Genomic DNA, 21,994 nt, shown 5'->3' on the forward strand with positions numbered 1-21,994 from the left:
AGGGTGCGGACCGTCCGCAGGGAGGACCATCCGATGCGCGTCTCGCTTCGGTCTCTCGTTGCAGCCCTCGCCGTTGCAATGGCCGTCTTCGTCGCTGCGCCGGCCTTCGCCCAGCAGCCGGCTTCCGTGAATCCGACCGCCGCCTCCGTCAAGGAGCAGCAGCTGATGCAGGCCCTGCAGGCGGGCACGCCCGGCCAGGGCACCACGCTCTCCGGCCGCATCACCATTCCCGACGCGGGTGCCGGCAATCTCATCCAGCCCCAGGGCCAGGCCTGGCGGGCCTTCCACCAGGGCACCATGCACTGGATCGGCGCCATCGCCATCCTCGGCATGCTGGCGGCGCTCACCCTCTTCTACCTGGTGCGCGGCCGCATCATGATCGAGGCCGGCCGCTCCGGCGCCTCCATCCTGCGCTTCTCCACCTTCGAGCGCTTCATCCACTGGCTCACGGCGGGCTGCTTCATCATCCTCGCCCTGTCGGGGCTGAACGTCACCTTCGGCAAGTTCATCCTGGCGCCGATCGTCGGCGAGGGCGCCTTCGCCGCCCTGTCGCAGTGGGCCAAATACGCCCACAACTACCTCGCCTGGCCCTTCATGCTCGGGCTGGTCTTCATGTTCGTCACCTGGGTGATCCACAACATCCCCGACGGCACGGACATCGTCTGGTTCAAGAAGGGCGGCGGCCTCGTCGGCGGCGAGCATCCCCCCGCCAAGAAGTTCAACGCCGGACAGAAGCTCATCTTCTGGTCGGTGATCGTCGGCGGCGGCCTGCTCTCCCTGTCGGGCGTCTACATGCTCTTCCCGGCCTCGGCCGGCGGCGTGCTCGCCCTGCAGTTCTGGAACATCGTCCACGGGGTCGTCGCGGTTCTGCTCATCGCCGCCATGATCGCCCACATCTATATCGGCTCCATCGGCATGGAGGGAGCGGCGGACGCCATGACCTCCGGCGAGGTCGATCTCAACTGGGCCAAGGAGCACCATTCGCTCTGGGTCGAGGAGAAGCTGGCGCGCGGCGCCGTGCATCCCCACGCCGCCGGCCAGCCGGCCGAATAAGCGGGCGACCCATCCTCGTCAGGCACGCCCGGTCGCAAGGCCGGGCGTCGTCGTTTCAGGGGCTGGCGGCGCCGTCGCCGCCGCCCTAGTGTCCCGGCGAACGACGATCGGAGGCTGAGGCGCGATGAAGGTGGTGGGACTGGCCGGCTGGAGCGGAGCGGGCAAGACGACGCTGCTGGCCCGGGTCATTCCCGTGCTCACCGGGCGGGGTCTCGCCGTCTCCACCGTCAAGCACGCCCATCACGCCTTCGACATCGACCAGCCGGGCAAGGATTCCCATGCCCATCGGGAGGCGGGAGCCCGCGAGGTGCTCGTCGCCTCCGGCCGCCGCTGGGCGCTGATGCACGAGCTGCGTGACGAGGAGGAGCCGCGCCTCGCCGATCTCCTGGCCCGGCTCTCCCCGGTCGATCTCGTCATCGTCGAGGGCTTCAAGCGCGAGGCCCATCCCAAGGTCGAGATCCATCGCGCCGCCAACGGCAAGCCCTGGCTCTTCCCCGACGTCTCCCATGTCCGCGGCCTGATCTGCGACGCGGAGCCGCCGGGCTGGACCGGCCCGCGCGTCGGGCTCGATGACGCGGAGGCCGCCGCCGGCCTCCTGGCCGCCGCTGCCGAGCCCCTCGCCGAGGTCGTCGGCCGGCTGCGCGCATCCGCGCCGATCGAACTCGCGCGTCAGCCGCGCAAATCGGCCCGGGCCTCCTGACGCCATGGCCCAGCTCTCCTCCGACCAGTTCGCCTTCGGCGGCCAGCTCCTCTCCGTCGAGGAGGCGCTGTCCCGTGTCGGCGAGGGCCTGCGCCCCGTCGCCGAGACCGAGGTGGTCCCGCTCGTCCAGGCCGACGGCCGCATCCTCGCCGAGGACCTCGTCGCCCCCGTCAGCCTGCCGCCCTTCTTCAACTCGGCGGTGGACGGTTACGCGGTCCGCTTCGCCGACCTGACGCAGGGCGCGGAGACGCGCCTCACCGTCGGCTCGCGCGTGCCGGCCGGCGCCGAGGCCGCTGCCTCCCGCGCCGCCGAGGCCGTGCGCATCTTCACCGGCGCGCCCATGCCCGAGGGCTGCGACACCGTCTTCATGCAAGAGGACGTGCGTCTCGACGGCGATGCGGTGATCCTGCCGCCCGGCCTCTCCGCGGGCGCCAATTGCCGCCCGGCGGGCGAAGACCTGCCGGCTGGCGACCGGGCGCTCGCCGCCGGCCGCATGATGGCGCCCGAGACCATCGCCCTGGCGGCAGCCCTCGGCGTCACCCGGCTCGCCGTCCGCCGCCGCGTGCGGGTCGCGGTTTTCTCCACCGGCAACGAGATCGTCTCGCCAGGGGCGGCTCTCGGCCCGGCGCAGCTCTACGATTCCAACCGCTTCATGATGCAGGCGCTGCTGCGCCGGCTCGGCGCTGACGTCACCGATCTCGGCATCCTGCCCGACGACCGCGCGACCATGGCCTCGGCCCTTCGCGATGCGGCGGCCCACCACGACCTCATCCTCACCTCGGGCGGGGTCTCGACGGGCGAGGAGGATCACGTCAAGGCGGCGGTGGAACAGGTGGGCAGCCTGACCTTCTGGCGGCTCGCCATCAAGCCCGGCCGCCCCGTCGCCATGGGCGTGATCCCCGCCGGCGGCGACGGCGAGGCCGCCGCCTTCATCGGCCTGCCCGGCAATCCCGTCGCCGTCTTCGTCACCTTCGCCCACGTCGTCCGGCCGTTCCTCACGGTCCTGGCGGGCGGCACCCCGGAGCGGCCGCTGGCGCTGCCCGTCCGCTGCGCCTTCCCCTACAGGAAGAAGGCCGGACGGCGGGAATATGTGCGGGTGGCGCTGCGGCGCGGCGCTGACGGGGCCGTCGAGGCGGTGAAGCACCCCCGTGACGGCGCCGGCGTCATCACCTCGCTCACCGAGACCGACGGCCTCGTGGAACTGCCCGAGGCGGTCGAGCGCGTTGCGGCCGGCGACACCGTCGCCTTCCTCTCCTACGCCCTGCTGCGCTGAGCCTTTAGGCCGCGGGAAAGCGGGCGAGGACGGTCTCGGCCTCGGCGAGGTCCTCGGGGCTGTTGGCGTTGAAGAAGGGATCGTAGGGGGCGGTCGGCCAGACGGCTTCGGCGATGCCGTGGCGCGCCGTCCAGCGGTCGATCTTTCGCAGGTCCTCCACCACCAGCGCATGGCGCAGATCCGCCGCCAGCGAAACCGGCCAGAGGCCGACGACCGGATGGGTCTGGTCGCCGGAACGGGCGCAGGCGAGCGGCATCCCCGCGGCCTCGCGCGCCTGATGGAGACGGGGGACGAGGTCCGCCGGCAGGAAGGGCGAATCGGTGGGGATCGACAAGAGCCAGCCCGTCTGCGGCCGATGTGCCGCCATCCATTCCAGCGCCGCCAGAATGCCGGCGAGCGGCCCGGCGAAGCCTTCCACGGTGTCCGCCACCACCGGCAGGCCGAGGCCCGAAAAGCGCGCGGGGTCGCCGTTGGCGTTGACGATGAGGCCGTCGCATTGCGGCGCGAGGCGTGCCACCGCGCGGTCGAGCAGGGTGACGCCCCCAAGCGTCTTCAGCGGCTTGTCGCCGCCGCCCATGCGCCGGGCGAGGCCGCCCGCCAGCAGCACGCCGAGGGTTTCGGGATGGGCCAAACGTTCAGTCCTCCGCGCCCTTGCGCCGGTGGCGCGCGCTCTCCTCCTCGACATAGGCGAGGTCCTGGTCGAAGACGATGCGGTCCTCGCCGGCCAGCGCCACGAAGCGCTTGCCCTTGGCCCGGCCGATCAGGGTGAGGCCGCACTGGCGCGCGAGCTCGACGCCCCAGGCGGTGAAGCCCGACCGCGAGACGAGGATGGGAATGCCCATGCGCACCGTCTTGATGACCATTTCCGAGGTCAGCCGCCCCGTCGTGTAGAAAATCTTGTCGGCGCCGCTCTCGCCGTGGCGGAACATCCAGCCGGCGATCTTGTCCACCGCATTGTGGCGGCCGACGTCCTCCATATAGACCAGCGGCTGGTCCTGCCGGCAAAGCACACAGCCATGGATGGCGCCAGCCTCGAGATAGAGGGAGGGCATGGTGTTGATGGCGTGGGTCAGCCGGTAGAGCCAGGAGGTGCGGAACTCCGCCTGCGGCAGGGTGATCTCCGACAGCGCCTCCATCAGGTCGCCGAAGGCGGTGCCCTGGGCGCAGCCCGACGTCTGGGTGCGCTTCCTCAGCTTCGCCTCGAAATTGGTGTGCTCTTCCGTGCGCACCACCACCACCTCGAGGTCCTCGTCGTACTCGACCTCGGTGACGACGTCGGTGGGCTTCAGCATGTTCTGGTTGAGCAGGTAGCCGATCGCCAGGTAATCCGGATAGTCGCCGATCGTCATCATGGTGACGATCTCCTGGGCGTTCAGATAGAGCGTCAGCGGCCGCTCGACCGTGACCGAGGTCTCGATCCGCTCGCCGCGTTCGTTGACGCCCGTCACCCGCTGGGTGAGGCGGGGATCGGCGGGGTTCGGAACGATGAGGGGCGGCGTTGCGGGCATGGCACCGGAGCTTGCGAGGTCGGCCGGTGCATAGCACGGCGCCGCGGCGCCGTGCCACGGTCGCGTCGTCGCTCCGGAGGTCTCACGCCCCCGTGTCGGAAGCGTTGGCGAAGAAGAGCTGCTGGCCGTTGATCTTGTAGTCGGCGATGGCCTTCTGACCCTCCGGCCCGACGATCCAGTCGATGAAGGCCTGGGCATCGGCCTGCTTGACGTGCGGGTGGCGCTGCGGGTTCACCAACATGATGCCGTACTGGTTGAACAGGCGCCGGTCGCCTTCCACGAGGATGTCGAGATCGCCGCGGTTGCGGAAGGAGAGCCAGGTGGCGCGGTCGGAGAGGACGTAGGCGTTCATGCCGCCGGCGGTGTTGAGCGCCGCGCCCATGCCCTGGCCGATCTCGCGATACCAGGTGCCGCGGGTGGCGGCGAGATCGATATTGGCCGCGCGCCACAGGGCGAGCTCGGCCTGGTGGGTGCCGGAGCGGTCGCCGCGCGAGACGAAGGGGGCGGCCTTCGTCTGGATGGCGGTCAGCGCTGCGGCGATGTCGCGCGAGCCCTTGATGCCGGCGGGGTCGGACTTCGGCCCGATGAGGACGAAGTCGTTGTACATGACCGGGCGCCGCGGCCCGCCGAACCCATCGGCGACGAATGTCTCCTCGGCCGCGCGCGCGTGCACGAAGACCACGTCGGCGTCGCCCCGCCGTCCTGTGTCGAGCGCCTGGCCGGTGCCCTGGCTGATGACGCGCACCTCGATGCCGGTCTTCGCCCGGAACAGCGGCAGCAGGTGGTTGAACAGGCCGGAATCGACCGTCGACGTCGTCGAGGCCACGGTGATGAAGCGGGTGCCCGTCTGCGCCTGGGCCGGGGCGGCCGGACGGGCGTCCTGGGCCAGGGCGGCGGCGCCGCAGGCGATGAGCGCGGCCGTCGCGGCCAGCAGATGCCTCTTGGTCAGCATGGTCGTCTCCTCAGGGTCTTCGGCGGGTCACCAGACGATGTCGCCGGCGATGAAGGCGCGGGCCTCGGGACTGTCCGGGCCGGTGAAGAAGGCGTGGGCCTCGGCGTCCTCGACGAGGCGCCCGCGGTGGAGGAACAGCACCCGGTCGGCGAGGCGGCGCGCCTGGCCCATGTCGTGCGTCGCCATGACCAGCGTCATGCCCTCGCCGCGCAGCGCCGCCAGCATCTCCTCGATCTGCCGGGTGGCGCCGGGGTCGAGCTGCGAGGTCGGCTCGTCGAGGAAGAGCACCTGCGGGCGCAGCGCCCAGGCGCGCGCGATGGCGAGGCGCTGCTGCTCCCCGCCCGACATCAGCCGCGCCGGCCGGTCGGCGAGGACGCCGAGGCCGAAGCGCTCCAGCGCCTCGGCGCAGCGCTCCGCCCGCTCGCCGCGCCCGAGCCCCGCCGCCGCCAGGGCATGGAGGATGTTGGCGCGGGCCGAGCGGCGCAGCATGACCGGCTTCTGGAACACCATGGCATGGCGCTTCACGCCGGCGATCGTCCCCAGCTCCGCCGCCCAGGAGACGGTTCCGGCGGCCGGCGTCAGCAGGCCGTGGCAGAGCCGCAGCGTCAGCGATTTGCCCGAGCCGTTGGGGCCGATCAGCACGGTGAGGCCGCCGCGCGCGACGGTGAAGCCGATGCGGTCGACCAGCCGTCGCCCGCCGGCTTCGAAGACGAGGTCGGTCACCGTCAGCGGCAGAATGGAGGGGGTGTCGCGCATGCCGCTCATCCCGCGAAGCGCGCGCCGACCCGGCTCGCGCCATAGGTGACGGCGTTGATGGCGAGCGTCAGCAGGATGAGGACCATGCCGAGACCGAGCGCCAGCGGCAGGTCGCCTTTCGACGTCTCCAGCGCGATGGCGGTGGTCATGGTGCGGGTGTAGCCGGCGATGTTGCCGCCGACGATGAGCACGGCCCCCACCTCGGCGCTGGCCCGTCCGAACCCGGCGAGGATGGCCGTGGCGAGGGCGAAGCGGCCGTCCCAGAGCAGGGTCGGGATGGCCCTGAAGCCCGCCAGGCCGAGGGAGGCGAGGTGCTCGCGATATTCGCCGTGGAGATCCTCGGTGAGCTGGCGGGTGATGGCGATCACGATGGGCAGCACGAGAAGCGCCTGCGCCACCACCATGGCTGTCGGCGTGAAGAGGAGGCCGAGGGCTCCGAGCGGTCCGGACCGGGACAGGACCAGGAAGACGAGCAGCCCGGCGACCACAGGCGGCAGCCCCATCAGCGCGTTGACCAGCACGATGACCGCGCCTCTGCCGGGAAAACGCGCCAGCGCCAGCAGGGCGCCGAGCGGCAGGCCGATCAGGGCGGCGATGGCGACCGCCGACAGCGTCACCGTCAGCGACAGGCCGACGATGGCGAGGAAGGCAGGGTCGCCGCCGAGGATGAGCCCCAGGGCGGCGCTGAAGGACTGGGCGAGGTCCACGGCGAGCAGGCTCCGAGGCAGATGCTTGCGCAATCTACAGATTTTGCGTAGGTAGAAGCAAATCCGGAATAAATGCGTTCCAGAGCATATTCATGCAGGATGATGTCTTCCTCACCACGGATGAAGCGGCCGCCTATCTCCGGCTGAAGGAGCGCAAGCTCTATGAACTCGTGGCGAACGGCGACGTCCCCTGTTCCAAGGTCACGGGCAAATGGCTCTTCCCCCGCGCCGCCCTCGACCGCTGGGTGGCGGCGGGCCTGGCGAAGCCCGACGGCTTCGTCGCCGAACCCGCGCCGCCCATCGTCGGCGGCAGCCACGATCCCCTGCTGGAATGGAGCCTCCGGCAATCCGCCTCGGGCCTCGCGCTCCTCGCCGAAGGGTCTGAGTCCGGCCTCGATCGGCTGGAGCGCAACGAGGTGGCCGCCGCCGCCATCCACCTGCACGGCGAGGGGGACGACGAGGCGGCCAACATCGCGGGCGTCGCCGCCCGCGCCGGTCTGCACGACGCCGTGGTCATCGGCTTCGCGCGCCGGGAACAGGGATTTCTGGTCGCCGCGGGCAACCCCCTCGGCCTCGGCACCCTCGCCGACGTGGCCCGGCGCGAGGCCCGCATCGGCCTCAGGCCCACGGGTGCCGGCGCCCAGCTCCTGCTCGCGGCGGTGGCGGCGCGCGCCGGCCTCGCCCTCGAGAGTCTGCGCCGCGCCCCCGTGGCCTATCCGACCGGCCCCGACCTCGCCCTGGCGATCCGCGGCGGGGAGATCGATTGCGGCATCGCCACCCGGGCGGTCGCCGCCATGCACGGGCTCGACTTCGTGCCGCTGGTCTGGGAGCGCTTCGATCTCGTCCTGCGCCGCCGCACCTTTTTCGAGCCTCCGGCCCAGCGGCTCTTCGGCTTCCTGCGCGAACCGGCCTTCACCCGCCGCGCCGAGGCGCTGGGCGGCTACGATGTCGCGTCGGCGGGCATCGTGCGACTGAACCGGTGACTTGTCGCCGCCATGCCCCATATGACGCTCATGTCGTCCCCATCCGCCCTCCGTCCGCTCGATGAGGTCCTCGCGCGCCTGCTCGCCGGGCTGCACCCCGTCGCAGCCGAACTCCTCCCGGTGGCGGATGCCGCGGGATGGGTCGCGGCCGCGACGCTGCGGGCACCGGCGGCCGTGCCTGTCCGGCCGCTCGCCCTGCGCCGCGGCATCGCGGTCGCCAGCGCCGGCCTCATCGGCGCCTCGCCTCACGCGCCGATCCTGCTGGCCGCGCCGCCGCCCCCGGTGTTGTCCGGGGACGAGTTGCCCGCCGGCGCCGACGCGGTGCTGCCCGCCGATGCTGTGGCGGCGAGCGGCCCCTTCCACGAGATCGGCCAGCCGGCCTATCCGGGCGAGGGCGCGGCCCTGGCCGGCAGCGACCTTGCCGCCGACGCGGCGATCGTCGCCGCGGGGACGACGATCACGGCCGAGGCGGTTCTCGCTCTGACGCTTGCCGGCATCGCCAGCGTCTCGGTCCGCCGCCCGCGTGTCGCCGTCACCGGCGAGGCGGACGGTCCTGCGGCCGCCTGGCTGCGGGCGTGGCTGGCGCAGGCGGGCTGCATGGTCACGGAGGCCCTGCCCGCCGATCTCGTCCTCCGGCTCGCCCGCGACCCGGCCGAACACGCTCCCGGGGCGGGCCCGGCGCTCCAGCCCGGCGGCGAGGCTGTGCTCGTCCTCGACGCGGATCGCCGCACCCTGGTCCTCTCGCCCCGGTTCGACGCCCTCGCCGCGGGGCTCTTCGCGCTGGTGATGCCCTTCCTCGCCGCCGCCGCCGGGCGTGGCCTGCGCTCCCTCTCCCGTCCGCTCACCCGCAAGATCGTCTCGCAGGTCGGCCTTGCCGATCTCGCCCTGCTGCGCGCCACCGCGGAGGGCTGGGAGCCGCTCGGCGTCGGGCGGATCACGCTCGCGGCGCTTCTCGCGGCCGATGCCGTCGCCGTCCTCGGCCCCGCCAGCGAAGGCGCCGCCGCCGGATCCATGCTCGCCGCCATGCCCCTCACGGAGCCCTTCGAACCGCGATGACCCCCAGCGCCGCCACCGTGCAGGACCAGTTCCTGCAAGTCCTGTCCCGCGACGAGGCCGTCGCGCGTTTCCGCGCCGCGCTGCAGTCGCGGCCGGTGGGCGTCGAGACCGTGGCACTCGACGCGCTGGCCGGCCGCGTTCTCGCCGAAACCATCGCCGCGCCGGTCGACACGCCGCCCTTCGACCGGTCCGTGGTCGACGGCTTCGCGGTCCGCGCCGCCGATGTCGCCGCCGCCTCCGAAGGCGCGCCGGTCCTGCTCGCCCTCAACGACGAGACGATCGCCTGCGGCACCGCGCCCCGGCTGACGGTCGCCGTCGGCACGGCCACCCCCATCGCCACCGGCGGCCCCGTGCCGCGCGGAGCCGACGCCGTGGTGATGATCGAGCACACCACGCTGGAGGCGGATGGCCGCCTGGCCGTGGGGCGCGCCGTGGGGCCCGGCCAGAACATCGCCTTCGCCGGCTCCGACATCGCCCGCGGCGAGACCCTGCTGCGCCGCGGCACCGTGGTCGGCGCGCGCGAGATCGGCATGCTGGCCGCCGTCGGCGCGGCCACGGCGACGGTCTGGCGGAAGCCGCGCGTCGCCGTCATCTCCACCGGCGACGAACTGGTGGCGCCGGGCCAGCCGCTGCGGCCCGCCGCGATCTACGATTCCAACGGCCCCATCGTCGCCGCGGCGCTGGAGGAGAACGGCTGCATCGCCGTCCGCTTCGGCGCCGTGCCCGACGTCGCCGCGGCGCTGGAGGCGGCGATCCGCCAGGCCCACGCCGGCTGCGACGCCGTCATCCTGTCCGGTGGCACCTCCAAGGGCGCGGGCGACCTGACCTACCGCATCGTCGGGGCGCTGGGCGCACCGGGCATCGTCGCCCACGGCGTCGCCCTGAAGCCGGGCAAGCCGCTCTGCCTCGCCGTCTGCGACGGCAAGCCCGTGGTCGTCCTGCCGGGCTTTCCGACCTCGGCCATGTTCACCTTCCACGACATCGTCGCGCCGGTGCTGCGCATTCTCGCCGGCCTGCCGGAACGGGCGGAGACGGCCGTCACCGCCCGCGTGCCGGCACGCATCCCCTCCGATCTTGGCCGCACCGAATTCGTCATGGTGGCGCTGTCCGACGGCGCCGACGGGCTGGTCGCCTATCCCGTCGGCAAGGGTTCGGGTGCGGTGACCGCCTTCAGCCAGGCCGACGGCTTCCTCGCCATCGACGCGCTGAGTGAGGCCATGCCCGCCGGCACCGAGACCACGGTGACGCTGTTCGCCCCCCATGTCGCCCCGCCCGACCTCGCCGTCATGGGCAGCCATTGCACCGGCCTCGACGCGGTCGTCGAGCGCCTCGCCGCCCGGGGGATCACCGCGCGCTCGCTGGCGCTCGGCAGCCTCGGGGGTCTCTCGGCCCTCAGGCGCGGCGAATGCGACGTCGCCCCCATCCACCTGCTGGATCCCGCCACCGGCCGCTACAACACGCCCTTCCTGACCGCCGAGATGCGCCTGGTGCCCGGCTGGCGACGCATGCAGGGCATCGTCCACCGCGCCGACGATCCCCGCTTCGCGGGCGCCGCGACGCCCGAGGCGGCGCTCGCCGCCGCCCTCGCCGATCCCCACTGCCTGATGGTCAACCGCAACACCGGCGCCGGCACGCGGGTGCTGCTGGACGGGCTCCTCGCCGGCCGCACGCCGCCCGGCTACTGGAACCAGCCGCGCTCCCACAATGCCGTCGTCGCCGCCGTCGCCCAGGGCCGCGCCGACTGGGGTGTCGCAATCGCCGCCGCCGCCCGGCCTCTCGGTCTCGGCTTCATTCCGCTGGCGGAAGAGCACTACGATTTCGCCGTGGCGCGCGCGCCGCGCCGCCCGGACGTGCTCGCGCTGTTCGAGGAGGCCGTCGCCGATGCGGGCGAGGCGCTGCGCGCCCTCGGGTTCACGCCGGCCGGCGACGGGCGGGACCGGTTCAGAGCTGATTAAGACATCTGCGTCATCCTGACCCAAAGGTCATGGTGGATGACAACGCCGTTCGACGAAGCCCTGAAGCCGATCAATTCCATGATCGGCGCTCTCGCGCCCAAGCTGCGCGGGGCGCTGGTGGAGGAGCTCGTTGACGAGATCACGCGCGAGCGGCTCGACGCTGAATCGCGCAAGGCCCTCGTCCTCGACAACATCGTCGCCGAAGCCCTGCGCGATGCGCCCATGCCGAGCCGGGTGCGCGCATCGCCGCGCCTCGCCCGCTGCGCCGGCACCCTGCCGGAGGCCGCCACCACGCTCGCCTGCGACGTCATCGCCGTCGCCGAGGCCATCCTCAACGCTCCCGACCTGCCCGACGAGATCATGCTGCGGGTCTGCGCGCCGGACCGTCAGGAGCACATGCAGATCATCGCCAAGCGGCAGAAGGTCTCCGCCCTCCTCGCCCGCGCCATCGTCGAGATGGGCGAGGCGGCGACCGTGGTGACGCTGGTGCGCAATCCCGGCGCGCAACTGACCACGGACGGCTTCGCCGAGATCGTGGCGCGCCATGGCGCAGACCCCACCGTGCGGTCCATGCTGACCCAGCGCGCCGATTGCCCGGCCGATCTGGCGACGAAGTTCGGCGCCGCCGTCTCCCGCGACGTGCCGAGCGGCGACGAGCTTCTCGAGCAGCTCCAGGCCCTCGCCGAGGAGCGGCAGATCGTCCCCGCCATGGACCTCCTCATGCGCTGCATCGGCCGCGACCGCGACGCCGGCCGCAAGATCCTCGAGCGCGACGACGAGAAGGCGCTCGGCGCCATCTGCCACATCGCCGGCGTCGATGCCGAGACCTATGAGATACTGGTTCACGCCTGGCGCGTCACCGCGGGCAAGCCGCTCACCGACGTCCACAAGGCGCCGGTGCGCTTCCGCCTCATGCGCCCGGCCGAGATCGACAGGGTGATTTCCCGCCTGCCGCTGGCGCGCATGCGCGCCAGCGAGGCCCTTCCCGCCTGACCCCTATTCGGCGGCGGCCTGGTAGCGCTGCAGCGGCAGCCCCAGATCCATCCACACCTGCATGAGCGCGCCGGCGAGGTCGTCGATCATCGCATCGGTATGGGCGGGGCCCGGGGTGATCCTGAGCCGCTCGGTGCCCTTCGGCACGGTCGGATAGTTGATCGGCTGAATGTAGATGCCGTGCTCGGCGAGGAGCCGGTCACTCGCCGCCTTGCACTTCTCCGCGTCGCCCACCAGCACCGGCACGATGTGGGTGCTCGACGTCATCACCGGCAAGCCGGCCAGCGACAGCACGCGCTTGGCGCGCGCCGCCTGGCGCTGCTGCATGTCGCGCTCGATGGAGGAGGTCTTGAGGTGGCGGATGGCGGCGGCGGCGGCCGCGGCGATGGCCGGCGGCAGGGCGGTGGTGAAGATGAAGCCGGCCGCATGGCAGCGCACCGCGTCGATCACCGCGGCCGAGCCGGCGATATAGCCGCCCATCACGCCGAAGGCCTTGCCGAGCGTACCCTCGATGACGTCGAGCCGGCCCATCTGGCCGTCGCGCTCGGCGACGCCGGCACCGCGCGGTCCGTACATGCCGACGGCATGCACCTCGTCGATATAGGTCATGGCGCGGTGGCGCTGGGCGAGATCGCAGATGGCGGCGATCGGCGCCACGTCGCCGTCCATCGAATAGACGCTCTCGAAGACGATCAGCTTGTTGCGCTCGGGTCCCGCCGCGACCAGCAGCTCCTCGAGATGGGCGAGGTCGTTGTGGCGGAACACCACGCGTTCGCAGCCCGACTGGCGCACGCCCTCGATCATCGAGTTGTGGTTCAGCGCGTCGGAGAGAATGAGGCAGTCGGGCAGCAGCCTGGCGATGGTCGAGATGCCGGCCTGGTTGGAGATGTAGCCCGAGGTGAAGACGAGGGCGGCCTCCTTGCCGTGCAGGTCGGCGAGTTCGCGCTCCAGCTCGACGATCGGATGGGAGGTGCCGGAGATGTTGCGCGTGCCGCCGGCCCCCGCGCCCATGGTGCGGGCGGTCTCGGCCATGGCCTCGACGACGCGCGGATGGTGTCCCATGCCGAGATAGTCGTTGGAGCACCAGATGACGACGTCGCGCGGCCCCTGCGGCGAGTGCCAGGTGGCCTGCGGGAACTTGCCGACCTTGCGTTCCAGATCGGCGAAGACCCGGTAGCGGCGTTCATCCTTCAGGCGGGAGACCGCGGTCTCGAAGAAATGGGCGTAGGTCATGGCTCGTCGATCCGTGCGAGCCCCGGCGAGAGGTCGGGGGGACTTCAAATGTGCCGGAACACATCCGCTGCGGCCTTGACGTCGATCAAGGGCTTGGGCCGCTCTCTAGCATCGTTCCAATCGGCCTCGCCATGGGCCGAAGGTCGCGCCGCCTCACAAACCGTTGATGCGCATCAGCGCCTGGAAATGCTTGGTCGCCTGGTAGTCGAGGACCTGCATCCATTCGCGCGCCGTCTGCTTCGCCTGTTCGGCCGGGATGATCTTCAAGGGCAGGCCCGTCGACATCGCCAGCACCTGCTGGCGGCAGGCGCGCTCCAGGTAATAGAGGTCGTCGAAGGCTACCGCCACCGTCGGCCCGCCGATGGTGACGCCGTGATGCTCGAGGAAGATCACGTCGGCATGCGGGTTGTCCTTCTGCGCCTGGGCGATGCGCTCGCCCTCCTCGGCGTTCAGCGCCACGCCGCCGAAGCCCTGATAGGCGGTGCGGTCGAGGAAGCGGCAGGCGGTCTGGTGGGCCATTTCCAGCCGTCCGCCCTCCACCATGGTCAAGGCCGTGGCATGGGGCATGTGGACGTGCAGGATCGCCTGGTGGCGCGGATTGGCGCGATGCCCGGCGATGTGGATGTTGCGCGCAGTCGCCTCCACCTCGCCCCAGCCCTGATGGATCGTGCCCTCGCCGTCGATCAGCAGCAGGTCGTCGGGACGCATCTCGCCCCAATGGATGCCGTAGGGGTTGATGAGGTAGCGCTCGTCCGGACCGGGCACGACGACCGAGAAATGGTTGCAGATGCCCTCGTTGAGGTCGAAGCGCGCCGCGAGCCGCAGCGCGGCCGCGAGTTCCCGCCTCAGGGTGGTGATGTCCGCGACGGCACTCATGGCTCTCTCCAGGACGCCCCGTGCCCGGGGCTCTTCAGAAACGAAAACGCCTGCGAATGGATCGCAGGCGTCGGTGACGTTGCCGGGGCCCGCCGAAGGCGGCAAGCCTCATTTCGGCGCGAGCACCATGATCATCTGGCGGCCTTCAAGCCGCGATTCCTGCTCGACCTTGGCGATGTTGACCGTATCGGACTTGACGCGGTCGAGAACCCTGACGCCGAGGTCCATATGCGCCATCTCGCGGCCGCGGAAGCGCAGGGTCACCTTCACCTTGTCGCCTTCCTCGAAGAAGCGCTTCATCGCCTTCATCTTGGTGTCGTAGTCGTGGTCGTCGATGCCGGGACGCAGCTTGATCTCCTTGACCTCCACCGTCTTCTGGTTACGGCGGGCCTCGGCGGCCTTCTTCTGCTCCTGGAACTTGAACTTGCCGTAGTCCATGATCTTGCAGACGGGGGGCACGGCGTTCGGGGCGACCTCGACGAGGTCGAGCCCGGCCTCCACGGCCATCTGGACGGCATCGCGCGTCTGGATCACGCCGCGGTTCTCGCCCTCGGCATCGATCAGCTGGACTTCGCGGACACGGATCATGTCGTTGATGCGCGGCCCGTCACGCTCGACGGGGGCGGCGGCTCTCATGGGTCTGCGAATGGGGGCGTCTCCTTCAGACGTTGACGGGGCCGGACCGGGGGCGGCCGCGTTCCCCTGTGGAGAAGAACGCCGGCCGATCCCTGATGATCCGGAGGGTGGCGAAGATCGGTAGAATTGCAGAGGAAGTCAATGGTTCGCCGCATTTTCGCCGGCGGCCTTGCCCTTATACCACAGCCGTGGTCAGGCAGGGGCGACCGTGACCGCCTGCTGCCGGAGCCTGCCGCCATGACCAGCCTTCCCGATCCCTCCTACCTGACGGTGGGAACCGGCCCCGCCGCGCGCCGCATCTCCTGGCGCCGCATCGAGGGTCGCGGCCCCGCCATCGTCTGGCTCGGCGGCTTCAAGTCCGACATGAAGGGCACCAAGGCCGAGGCGCTTTCCGCCTTCGCGGCGCGCACCGGCCGCGCCTTCCTGCGCTTCGACTATTCCGGCCACGGCGAATCGGACGGCGATTTCGAGGAGGGCACCATCTCCCGCTGGGCCGAGGAGGCGGCGGCCGTGGTCGCTCTCGCGGGCCCTCGGCCCATTCTCGTGGGATCCTCCATGGGCGGCTGGATCTCGCTCCTCGTCGCCCGCGCCATGGCCGCGCCGCCGACCGCCATGGTGCTGATCGCGCCGGCGCCGGACTTCACCGAGGCGCTGATGTGGCCGGCCTTTTCCGAGGAGGTCCGGCAGACCATCATGACCGAGGGCCGCTGGGTGCGCCCCTCGGCCTATGACGAGGGCGGCTATCCCATCACCCGCGCCCTCATCGAGGACGGCCGCCGCAACCTCGTCCTCACCGGCCTGGTCGAGACCGGCTGCCCCGTCCACATCCTCCAGGGCATGGAGGACCCGGACGTGCCGTGGCGCCACGCCATGCTGCTCGCCGAGAAGATCGCCCGCGACGACGTGGTGGTGACGCTCGTCAAGGATGGCGATCATCGCCTCTCCCGCCCCGAGGACATCGCCCGACTGGAGGAGATCGTCGCGGCCGTCGGCTGATCGCGGGTTGATTCCATTATCCGAGAATGATAGTCTCAAATCATGGATAGCCCCGCCGACACGACGGACCAGCTCGATCAGATCGTCGCCCAGCGGGTGCGCGAGCTGCGTGCCGCCAAGGGCCTGACCCTCGACCAGCTTGCCGCGCTCTCCGGCGTCTCGCGCGCCATGATCTCGCGGATCGAACGGGCCGAGGCGAGCGCCACCGCGGTGCTCCTGGTCAAGCTCGGCGCCGCCCTCGGCGTCACCCTCGCCGCCCTCTTCGAGAAGCCGCAGCCCCAGCCAGACCCGGTGCGCCGCGCTGCGGCCACCGCGGTGCGCACCGATCCCGAGACGGGCTACACCCGCCGCAACGTCGCTCCCCCCAACGCCTCCGGCACCGACATCGTCGAGGTCATGCTCCCCGCCGGCAAGCGCGTCGCCTACGACAACATCGTCGTCATCCCCGTCGAGCAGTTCGTCTGGGTCTTCGAGGGAACGCTGACCCTCACCTATGGCGGGCTGGCGACGGATCTCGGGCCCGGCGACTGCCGGGTCATGCGGCTCGACACGCCGCTCGTCTTCGAAAACCGGACCGACGCGCCCGCGCGGTACTGTGTGGTGCTCGTTCCCCACGCCATGCCAGCGGGTCTGCGCCGATGATCATGATCGAGACCCTCGACGCCGCGGCGGCGCGGCGCCACATCCCCGCTCTCGCCGAGGTGCTCGTCGACTGCGTCGCCAACGGCGCCTCCGTCAGCTTCATGAAGCCCTTCGGCCAGGCGGACGGCGAAGCCTTCTTCGCCAAGGTCGCCGACAGCGTCGCCGCCGGCGACACCGTCCTCGTCGCTGCCTTCCTCGGCGACCGCGTCATCGGCACCGCCCAGCTCGGCCTCGACATGCCGCCGAACCAACCCCACCGGGCGGAGGTGAAGAAGATGCTGGTCCACTCCGACGGGCGGCGCCAGGGCATCGCGGGCTCCATGCTGCGGCGGATCGAGGAGGAATCGCTGAAGCGCGGGCGCAAGCTCCTCATCCTCGACACGGCGAGCGAGGAGGCCAAGCGCGTCTATGAGCGCGGTGGCTGGTCACGCTTCGGCTTCGTGCCCGACTTCGCCCTGCTGCCCGACGGCGGCCTCTGCGACACCACCTATTATCTGAAGGACCTGTCGCCGCCGCGCGGCACGCCGGTCTCCACCGCCACGGTGCGCGACGCCGCGGAAGCGGACATGCCGGCCATACTCGACATCGTCAATCACGCCATCGCCACCAGCACGGCGATCTGGTCCGACGAGCCGGTCGACCTCGCCAGCCGCCACGCCTGGCTGGAGGATCGCCGTGCTGCGGGCAGCCCCGTCCTCGTCGCCGAAGACGACGGCGAGGTGGTCGGCTTCGGCTCCTACCTGCAGTTCCGCGCCTGGTCCGGCTACCGGCACGCGGTCGAGCATTCCGTCTATGTGCGCGACGACCGGCGCGGCTCCGGCGTCGGCTCCCTCCTCATCGGCGCGCTGCTGGCGCGGGCGCGGGCCGACGGCAAGCAGGTGATGATCGGCGGCATCGAGGGCCGCAACATCGCCTCGCTCCGGCTGCACCGCCGCGCCGGCTTCATCGAGGTCGGCCGCATGCCGGGCATCGGCGAGAAATTCGGCCGCAAGCTCGACCTGGTCTTCGTGCAGAAGCAGATCGTCTACGGCGCGCCGTAGCGGTGCAGGTTGGCGCCATTGGCGCGCAGCCAGGCCTTTGCCGCCTCCATGCCGGGACACAGGTCCCGCACGATGCGCCAGAACCGCGGCGAGTGGTTCATCTCGCGCAGGTGCGCCACCTCGTGGGCGGCGAGATAGTCGAGCACGAAGGGCGGCGCCAGGATCAGCCGCCAGGAATAGTTGATGGCACCGGACGAGGAGGCCGAGCCCCAGCGACTCGCCTGGTCGCGGATGCCGATGCGCGTCACCTTCACTCCCAGCCTCTCGGCATAGAGCCGCGTCGCCGCCTCGAGGTCCTTGCGCGCCTCGCGCTTCAGGAAGTCCTGAACGCGGCGCGACAGGAAGGCGGCGTCGCCGGCCACCAGAATGGCGCCGTCCTCCACCCAGCAGGTGCCGCGCCGGCCGGGGCAATGGACCACCGTGTGGGGCACGCCGCGCAGCGGCACCACCGCCCCTTCCGCGAAGCCGAGCGCCTCAGGAATGCGGTTGAGGCGGGTGGCGATCCAGGCGCCGTGCCGCTCGGCGAAGCCCACCGCGTCGGCGAGCTTCGCCCGAGCCGGCATGGACAGCACGGCGTCGCGGCTGGCGGCACGCACCCTTAGCGTGAAGCGGCGCGCCTGCGGCAGCCGGCGCAGCTCCACGGCATAGGGCACGCCCTCGTGCGACACGGTGATCGCCGACGGGTCGGGCTCGCGCTGGAACAACCTGCGGATGATGGACATGGCGGCGACTTTATCCGAGTCGGCGGGCCCCAGGCCAGCGACGGCGGTGCCGTCGCGACGCCTGCTGCCACGCCCCGGCCACGAGGCCGGCTCGGGCGGTCAGTGGCCCTTGGCCGCTTCGCCGCGACCGCCGCGGATCATCTTGAGCACCGTGGAGGCCGTGGAGGCCTTCTCCTTAGCCGCCGGCTTGGCGGCCTGCGCCTTGCGGTAGGCGTGGGTGCGCATGAAGTCCATGACGCGCGGCGCGATGTCGGCGCGGAAGCGCGAGCCGTTGAACACGCCGTAATGGCCGACCGCCGGCTGCAGATGGTGATGGCGCATGTCCTCGGGGATCGAGGTAGCGAGGCTGTGGGCGGCCAGCGTCTGTCCACCGCCGGTGATGTCGTCCTTCTCGCCCTCGACGGTGAGCAGCGCGACGCGGCGGATCGCCTTGGGGTCCACCGGCCGGTCGCGGTGCATCATGATGCCGCGCGGCAGGTGGTGCTCGACGAAGACCCGCTCGATGGTCTGCAGGTAGAACTCGGCGGTGAGGTCCATGACGGCGAGATACTCGTCGTAGAACTCGCGGTGCTTCTGCGCGCCGTCGCCGTCGCCCTTGACGAGGTTGCGGAACAGCTCGCGATGGGCGTCGACGTGGCGGTCGAGATTCATCGACATGAAGCCGTTGATCTGCAGGAAGCCCGGATAGACCGGCCGCATCGTGCCCGGATGCGGGAAGGGCACGGTGGTGATGACGTTGCGGCGGAACCACTCGGTGCCGCGCTCCTCGGCGAGCTTGTTCACCGCCGTCGGGTTGGAGCGCGTGTCGATCGGCCCGCCCATCAGCGTCAGCGTCGTCGGCACGTAGGGATCGTCCTCCGCCTCCATGCGCGACACCGCCATGAACACCGGCACGGCCGGCTGGCAGACCGCCATGACATGGGTGTCGGGGCCGAGGAAGTGGAGCATGGAGACGATGTAGTCGACATAGTCGTCGAGGTCGAAGCGCCCCTCCGACATCGGCACCATCCGGGCATCGGCCCAGTCGGTGATGAAGACCTCGTGATTGGGCAGGAAGGTCTCGACCGTGCCGCGCAGCAGCGTGGCGTAATGGCCGGACATCGGCGCGACGATGAGGACCTTCGGGTCCGGCTTGTGCCGGGCGGGAAGCGCGCGCTGGAAATGGAGGAGGTCGCAGAAGGGGCGCTTCCAGACGACGGCCTCGGTGACGGCCACCCGCTCGCCGCCGACCAGCGTCGTCGGCAGGCCGAAGTCCGGCTTGCCGTAACGCCGCGTCGCCCGCTCGAACAGCTCGGCGCCCGCCGCCATCTGGCGGGCCATCGGCATGTGGGAGAAGGGGTTGACGGGATTGTTCAGCGCCAGCCGGGTCGCATCCGCCATGGCCCGATAGGGCGACAGCATGGCGTGGGTGGCTTCATACCAGTGGTAAAGCACGCAAATGCCTCCGGGGACGGGAGGATTGGTCCAGTTCGCCTCTGTCCGTCCGGCGACCTGTCGGGTCTGACCTCCAGAAAGGCCTGACGGACCCGCAAAGTTCCAATCTCGATTGCTGCACTGCCGAAATTTGTAACGGACCTGCGACAACTTGTGCAACCCGAGCCTGCGGGACAGACCGTTAACCCCTCGTGAACGTGGTATTGCGGTGACATGAGACGAAAGGCGAGGGGATCACTCGCCGCTGGAGAGCAGGCTGCCGGCCTCCCGCGCCTTGTCCAGCAGCGCAGCGAAGGCGAAGGCCGCCGCGACGATCCAGACCACGTTCAGGGCGGTGGCCGCCGCCAGGTGGTCGAGCCTGAGGACACCCTGCGACAGCACCGCGCGCATGCCCTCGAAGACATGGGTCGGCGGCAGGGCGAGGGCGACGGGCTTCAGCCAGGCCGGCAGCACGCTCAGGGGGTAGTAGACGCAGCACAGCGGCCAGAACACGAACATGATGGTCCAGGCGAGGCTCTCCGCCCCGAGGCCGTGGCGCAGGATCAGGCCGCAGACGACGAGGCCGACCGCCCAGCCGGTGACCACCAGCAGCGCGAAGAAGGCGGCGAAGCCGATCCCCAGCCGCGCGAGGTCGAAGCCGAAGAAGGCGATGGCGAGGATGGTGGCGGGGATCATGCCGACGGCGAGGCGGGCGAGGCTCATCACCATCAGGGCGACGACGAATTCGGCCGGCCTCAGCGGGCTCATCAAGAGGTTGCCGAGATTGCGCGACCAGACCTCCTCGAGGAACGACACCGAAAAGCCGATCTGGCCGCGGAACAGAACCTCCCAGAGGAGCAGGCCGGAGACCAGCGCCCCGCCGACGAAGAGCGTGGTGCCGGAGGCGCTCGTCGCATAGGTCTGCAGGAAGCCCCAGGTCAGGAGATTGAGCACCGGCCAGTAGACGAGTTCCAGCAGCCGCGGCCAGGACGAGGCGAGCAGGTAGAGATAGCGCAGGCACAGCGCCCCGACGCGCCGGACGGAAAAGCTCATGCCGCCCTCACCGCCGCCATGAAGGCTTCGAGCTTCACCGGATCGAGACGCCCGTCGGTCCTCACCCCCGAGCACAGATCGACGCCGAAGGGCCGCACCCTCGCGATGGCCTCGCCGACATTGGCCTCCGTCAGGCCGCCGGCGAGGAAAACCGGCCGGCGAGTCGCCTGCACGAAGGCGCAGCTCACCTCCCAGTCGTGGGTGCGGCCGGTGCCCCCGAGTTCGCGCATCGTGCCGCCGGGCTTGCCGGAATCGAGCAGGAAGGCGTGCACATAGGGCTCGTAGCGCGGGATCAGCTCCAGCGCCGATGGCCCCTCCACGTGAATGACCTGCACCCGCCGCACCGCCGGCATGGCCACGGCGAGGATGGCGATCTCCGAGGGGTCGATATGGTCGACGATCTGGATCGTGCCGGCGCCGCAATGGCGCAGGTGATCGGCCATCGCCAGGCCGGTCAGGTGCGAGCTCAAGAGGAAGGTGGCGACGGGCGGCGGCACCTCCGCGGTGATGGCCCGGATCGTCGCATCGTCCGCTGCGCCGGAGCCGGGCGGCGAGGCCGCGACCATGCCGAGGGCGTCGGCGCCGGCGGCGATCGCCATCTCGGCTTCCGCGAGCGAGGAGATGCAGCAGATCTTGACGCGGGTGCGGGCGCTCACGACACGGCCTCCCTTCGTCCCCGCGCCACGTCGAGGAAGACCTCCTCGAGATTGCTGCGCCCGTAACGGCGCACCAGCTCGGCCGGCGCCGCATCGTCCTCGATGCGGCCCTGCTTCAGCATGATGACCCGGTCGCACAGCCGCTCCACCTCGCCCATGTTGTGCGAGGCGAGCAGGATGGCCGCCCCGCGGCGGTCGCGGTAGCGCTCGAGATGGCCGCGGATCCAGTCGGCGGTGTCCGGGTCGAGCGAGGCGGTCGGCTCGTCCAGCAGCATCACCTCCGGCTCGTTGATCAGCGCCTTGGCCAGCGCCACGCGGGTCTTCTGCCCGGCCGAGAGCTTGCCGGACGGCCGGTCGAGCAGCCCGTCGAGGTCGAGGTCGGCGGCGAGCGCGGCGATCCGGCCGGCGAGATCCTTCACGCCGTAGAGCATGCCGAAGACCGTGAGGTTCTGCCGGACGGTGAGACGATGCGGCATGTCCACGTAGGGGCTCTCGAAATTCATCCGGTGCAGCACGTCGTGGCGCCGCCGCACCATGTCCGTCCCCAGCACGGTGACGGTTCCCGCGCTCGGCAGGACCAGCCCCATGATCATGCCGATGGTGGTCGACTTGCCCGCGCCGTTGCCGCCGAGCAGGGCGGTGGTCGACCCCGGCGCCACGGCGAAGCTCAGCCCGTCCACGGCCCGGACGGGTCCGTAGTCCTTGACCAGGTCCTTCACGGCGATGGCGGCGGGTGGGCTCATGGGCGATCACATGGGGCGGCTGCCGGGCGAGGGCAAATCAAAAGCGCT

General features: G+C 71.0%; 23 protein-coding genes and 1 pseudogene. 11 read left to right on the forward strand and 13 right to left on the reverse strand.

Translation table 11 applies throughout. The features are described 5' to 3' along the window. Nucleotides 1-33: 33 nt before the first annotated feature. The 3 genes from C6569_RS19145 (at nucleotide 34) to C6569_RS19155 (ending at nucleotide 3,026) form a co-directional block, all read left to right on the forward strand. On the forward strand, nucleotides 34-1,053 hold the full coding sequence (locus C6569_RS19145; RefSeq protein WP_106750370.1) for a formate dehydrogenase subunit gamma: 1,020 nt from the start codon (nucleotides 34-36) through the stop codon (nucleotides 1,051-1,053). A gap of 124 nt (nucleotides 1,054-1,177) precedes the next feature. Further along, nucleotides 1,178-1,753: a molybdopterin-guanine dinucleotide biosynthesis protein B gene (gene mobB, locus C6569_RS19150; protein ID WP_106750371.1), complete on the forward strand. Its 576-nt coding sequence runs from the start codon at nucleotides 1,178-1,180 to the stop codon at nucleotides 1,751-1,753. A gap of 4 nt (nucleotides 1,754-1,757) precedes the next feature. Then, complete coding sequence (locus C6569_RS19155) at nucleotides 1,758-3,026, forward strand: molybdopterin molybdotransferase MoeA (RefSeq protein WP_106750372.1); 1,269 nt, start codon at nucleotides 1,758-1,760, stop codon at nucleotides 3,024-3,026. A 4-nt stretch (nucleotides 3,027-3,030) separates the two neighbouring features. Here the strand turns inward: C6569_RS19155 and mobA are convergent, their stop codons facing one another. The 5 genes from mobA to C6569_RS19180 form a co-directional block, all read right to left on the reverse strand. After that, nucleotides 3,031-3,603 (reverse strand): molybdenum cofactor guanylyltransferase MobA, encoded by a 573-nt coding sequence (gene mobA, locus C6569_RS19160; protein ID WP_245898363.1) that lies wholly within the window; start codon nucleotides 3,601-3,603, stop codon nucleotides 3,031-3,033. Nucleotides 3,604-3,661: 58 nt separating this feature from the next. Next, a complete protein-coding gene (fdhD, locus tag C6569_RS19165) occupies nucleotides 3,662-4,534 on the reverse strand; it encodes a formate dehydrogenase accessory sulfurtransferase FdhD (RefSeq protein WP_106750374.1) in 873 nt (290 codons plus the stop codon). An 82-nt stretch (nucleotides 4,535-4,616) separates the two neighbouring features. Next, nucleotides 4,617-5,486 (reverse strand): ABC transporter substrate-binding protein, encoded by an 870-nt coding sequence (locus C6569_RS19170; RefSeq protein WP_106750375.1) that lies wholly within the window; start codon nucleotides 5,484-5,486, stop codon nucleotides 4,617-4,619. Nucleotides 5,487-5,513: 27 nt separating this feature from the next. Then, nucleotides 5,514-6,242: an ATP-binding cassette domain-containing protein gene (locus C6569_RS19175; RefSeq protein WP_106750376.1), complete on the reverse strand. Its 729-nt coding sequence runs from the start codon at nucleotides 6,240-6,242 to the stop codon at nucleotides 5,514-5,516. A 5-nt stretch (nucleotides 6,243-6,247) separates the two neighbouring features. Next, nucleotides 6,248-6,982, reverse strand: coding sequence for an ABC transporter permease (locus C6569_RS19180; protein WP_425440685.1), 735 nt, complete (start codon nucleotides 6,980-6,982; stop codon nucleotides 6,248-6,250). 59 nt (nucleotides 6,983-7,041) lie between these two features. Between C6569_RS19180 and C6569_RS19185 the strand changes: the two genes are divergently transcribed. The 4 genes from C6569_RS19185 to C6569_RS19200 are packed head-to-tail and all read left to right on the forward strand — an operon-like array spanning nucleotide 7,042 to nucleotide 11,936. Then, complete coding sequence (locus tag C6569_RS19185) at nucleotides 7,042-7,932, forward strand: helix-turn-helix transcriptional regulator (protein WP_106750377.1); 891 nt, start codon at nucleotides 7,042-7,044, stop codon at nucleotides 7,930-7,932. Between the two features lie 30 nt (nucleotides 7,933-7,962). Then, nucleotides 7,963-8,988: a MoeA family protein gene (locus tag C6569_RS19190; protein WP_181313817.1), complete on the forward strand. Its 1,026-nt coding sequence runs from the start codon at nucleotides 7,963-7,965 to the stop codon at nucleotides 8,986-8,988. Further along, a complete protein-coding gene (locus C6569_RS19195) occupies nucleotides 8,985-10,943 on the forward strand; it encodes a molybdopterin biosynthesis protein (RefSeq protein ID WP_106750379.1) in 1,959 nt (652 codons plus the stop codon). Before C6569_RS19190 ends, C6569_RS19195 begins: the two co-directional genes overlap by 4 nt. A 36-nt stretch (nucleotides 10,944-10,979) precedes the next feature. After that, entirely contained in the window at nucleotides 10,980-11,936 is a 957-nt protein-coding gene (locus tag C6569_RS19200; protein WP_106750380.1) for a DUF2336 domain-containing protein, read from the forward strand. 3 nt (nucleotides 11,937-11,939) lie between these two features. On the opposite strand, the gene hemA is transcribed toward C6569_RS19200, so the two are convergent. From hemA to infC, 3 genes are all read right to left on the reverse strand, one after another. Continuing rightward, nucleotides 11,940-13,169, reverse strand: a complete 1,230-nt coding sequence (gene hemA, locus C6569_RS19205; RefSeq protein WP_106750381.1) for a 5-aminolevulinate synthase — start codon at nucleotides 13,167-13,169, stop codon at nucleotides 11,940-11,942. Between the two features lie 153 nt (nucleotides 13,170-13,322). Beyond that, nucleotides 13,323-14,045: an aldolase gene (locus C6569_RS19210; RefSeq protein ID WP_106750382.1), complete on the reverse strand. Its 723-nt coding sequence runs from the start codon at nucleotides 14,043-14,045 to the stop codon at nucleotides 13,323-13,325. 108 nt (nucleotides 14,046-14,153) lie between these two features. Next, nucleotides 14,154-14,693 carry a translation initiation factor IF-3 gene (gene infC, locus C6569_RS19215; protein WP_215905838.1) on the reverse strand — a complete coding sequence of 180 codons (540 nt, stop codon included), beginning with the start codon at nucleotides 14,691-14,693 and terminating at the stop codon, nucleotides 14,154-14,156. A gap of 225 nt (nucleotides 14,694-14,918) precedes the next feature. Between infC and C6569_RS19220 the strand changes: the two genes are divergently transcribed. The 4 genes and pseudogenes from C6569_RS19220 to C6569_RS19235 all read left to right on the forward strand — a co-directional run bounded on the left by C6569_RS19220 (nucleotide 14,919) and on the right by C6569_RS19235 (nucleotide 17,359). Continuing rightward, nucleotides 14,919-15,677, forward strand: a complete 759-nt coding sequence (locus C6569_RS19220) for an alpha/beta hydrolase (RefSeq protein ID WP_106750384.1) — start codon at nucleotides 14,919-14,921, stop codon at nucleotides 15,675-15,677. A gap of 42 nt (nucleotides 15,678-15,719) precedes the next feature. Then, complete coding sequence (locus C6569_RS19225) at nucleotides 15,720-16,319, forward strand: helix-turn-helix domain-containing protein (protein ID WP_106750385.1); 600 nt, start codon at nucleotides 15,720-15,722, stop codon at nucleotides 16,317-16,319. 101 nt (nucleotides 16,320-16,420) lie between these two features. After that, a pseudogene (locus C6569_RS22305) lies at nucleotides 16,421-16,690 on the forward strand (GNAT family N-acetyltransferase); the annotation flags it as partial. Between the two features lie 195 nt (nucleotides 16,691-16,885). After that, entirely contained in the window at nucleotides 16,886-17,359 is a 474-nt protein-coding gene (locus tag C6569_RS19235) for a GNAT family N-acetyltransferase (RefSeq protein ID WP_106751143.1), read from the forward strand. Here the strand turns inward: C6569_RS19235 and C6569_RS19240 are convergent. The 5 genes from C6569_RS19240 to C6569_RS19260 all read right to left on the reverse strand — a co-directional run bounded on the left by C6569_RS19240 (nucleotide 17,344) and on the right by C6569_RS19260 (nucleotide 21,946). After that, on the reverse strand, nucleotides 17,344-18,081 hold the full coding sequence (locus C6569_RS19240; protein WP_106750386.1) for a M48 family metallopeptidase: 738 nt from the start codon (nucleotides 18,079-18,081) through the stop codon (nucleotides 17,344-17,346). The genes C6569_RS19235 and C6569_RS19240 overlap by 16 nt on opposite strands. Nucleotides 18,082-18,180: 99 nt before the next feature. Next, nucleotides 18,181-19,515, reverse strand: a complete 1,335-nt coding sequence (locus C6569_RS19245) for a polyhydroxyalkanoate depolymerase (protein WP_106750387.1) — start codon at nucleotides 19,513-19,515, stop codon at nucleotides 18,181-18,183. Between the two features lie 234 nt (nucleotides 19,516-19,749). Then, nucleotides 19,750-20,547, reverse strand: a complete 798-nt coding sequence (locus tag C6569_RS19250) for an ABC transporter permease (protein ID WP_106750388.1) — start codon at nucleotides 20,545-20,547, stop codon at nucleotides 19,750-19,752. Continuing rightward, nucleotides 20,544-21,203, reverse strand: coding sequence for a phosphoribosylanthranilate isomerase (locus C6569_RS19255; RefSeq protein WP_106750389.1), 660 nt, complete (start codon nucleotides 21,201-21,203; stop codon nucleotides 20,544-20,546). The genes C6569_RS19250 and C6569_RS19255 overlap by 4 nt, the downstream gene beginning before the upstream one ends. Further along, nucleotides 21,200-21,946, reverse strand: coding sequence for an ABC transporter ATP-binding protein (locus C6569_RS19260; protein WP_106750390.1), 747 nt, complete (start codon nucleotides 21,944-21,946; stop codon nucleotides 21,200-21,202). The genes C6569_RS19255 and C6569_RS19260 overlap by 4 nt, the downstream gene beginning before the upstream one ends. Nucleotides 21,947-21,994: the final 48 nt, after the last annotated feature.

Origin of the sequence: Phreatobacter cathodiphilus (genome assembly GCF_003008515.1) — a bacterium.
GTDB classification, from domain to species: Bacteria; Pseudomonadota; Alphaproteobacteria; order Rhizobiales; family Phreatobacteraceae; genus Phreatobacter; species Phreatobacter cathodiphilus.

Bases quoted from the DNA above. Each gene is read 5' to 3' on its own strand.
- C6569_RS19145 (WP_106750370.1), top strand. From the start codon at position 34: ATGCGCGTCTCGCTTCGGTCTCTCGTTGCAGCCCTCGCCGTTGCAATG.
- mobB (WP_106750371.1), top strand. From the start codon at position 1,178: ATGAAGGTGGTGGGACTGGCCGGCTGGAGCGGAGCGGGCAAGACGACG.
- C6569_RS19155 (WP_106750372.1), top strand. From the start codon at position 1,758: ATGGCCCAGCTCTCCTCCGACCAGTTCGCCTTCGGCGGCCAGCTCCTC.
- mobA (WP_245898363.1), bottom strand. From the start codon at position 3,603: ATGGGCGGCGGCGACAAGCCGCTGAAGACGCTTGGGGGCGTCACCCTG.
- fdhD (WP_106750374.1), bottom strand. From the start codon at position 4,534: ATGCCCGCAACGCCGCCCCTCATCGTTCCGAACCCCGCCGATCCCCGC.
- C6569_RS19170 (WP_106750375.1), bottom strand. From the start codon at position 5,486: ATGCTGACCAAGAGGCATCTGCTGGCCGCGACGGCCGCGCTCATCGCC.
- C6569_RS19175 (WP_106750376.1), bottom strand. From the start codon at position 6,242: ATGCGCGACACCCCCTCCATTCTGCCGCTGACGGTGACCGACCTCGTC.
- C6569_RS19185 (WP_106750377.1), top strand. From the start codon at position 7,042: ATGCAGGATGATGTCTTCCTCACCACGGATGAAGCGGCCGCCTATCTC.
- C6569_RS19190 (WP_181313817.1), top strand. From the start codon at position 7,963: ATGTCGTCCCCATCCGCCCTCCGTCCGCTCGATGAGGTCCTCGCGCGC.
- C6569_RS19195 (WP_106750379.1), top strand. From the start codon at position 8,985: ATGACCCCCAGCGCCGCCACCGTGCAGGACCAGTTCCTGCAAGTCCTG.
- C6569_RS19200 (WP_106750380.1), top strand. From the start codon at position 10,980: ATGACAACGCCGTTCGACGAAGCCCTGAAGCCGATCAATTCCATGATC.
- hemA (WP_106750381.1), bottom strand. From the start codon at position 13,169: ATGACCTACGCCCATTTCTTCGAGACCGCGGTCTCCCGCCTGAAGGAT.
- C6569_RS19210 (WP_106750382.1), bottom strand. From the start codon at position 14,045: ATGAGTGCCGTCGCGGACATCACCACCCTGAGGCGGGAACTCGCGGCC.
- C6569_RS19220 (WP_106750384.1), top strand. From the start codon at position 14,919: ATGACCAGCCTTCCCGATCCCTCCTACCTGACGGTGGGAACCGGCCCC.
- C6569_RS19225 (WP_106750385.1), top strand. From the start codon at position 15,720: ATGGATAGCCCCGCCGACACGACGGACCAGCTCGATCAGATCGTCGCC.
- C6569_RS19235 (WP_106751143.1), top strand. From the start codon at position 16,886: ATGCCGGCCATACTCGACATCGTCAATCACGCCATCGCCACCAGCACG.
- C6569_RS19240 (WP_106750386.1), bottom strand. From the start codon at position 18,081: ATGTCCATCATCCGCAGGTTGTTCCAGCGCGAGCCCGACCCGTCGGCG.
- C6569_RS19250 (WP_106750388.1), bottom strand. From the start codon at position 20,547: ATGAGCTTTTCCGTCCGGCGCGTCGGGGCGCTGTGCCTGCGCTATCTC.
- C6569_RS19260 (WP_106750390.1), bottom strand. From the start codon at position 21,946: ATGAGCCCACCCGCCGCCATCGCCGTGAAGGACCTGGTCAAGGACTAC.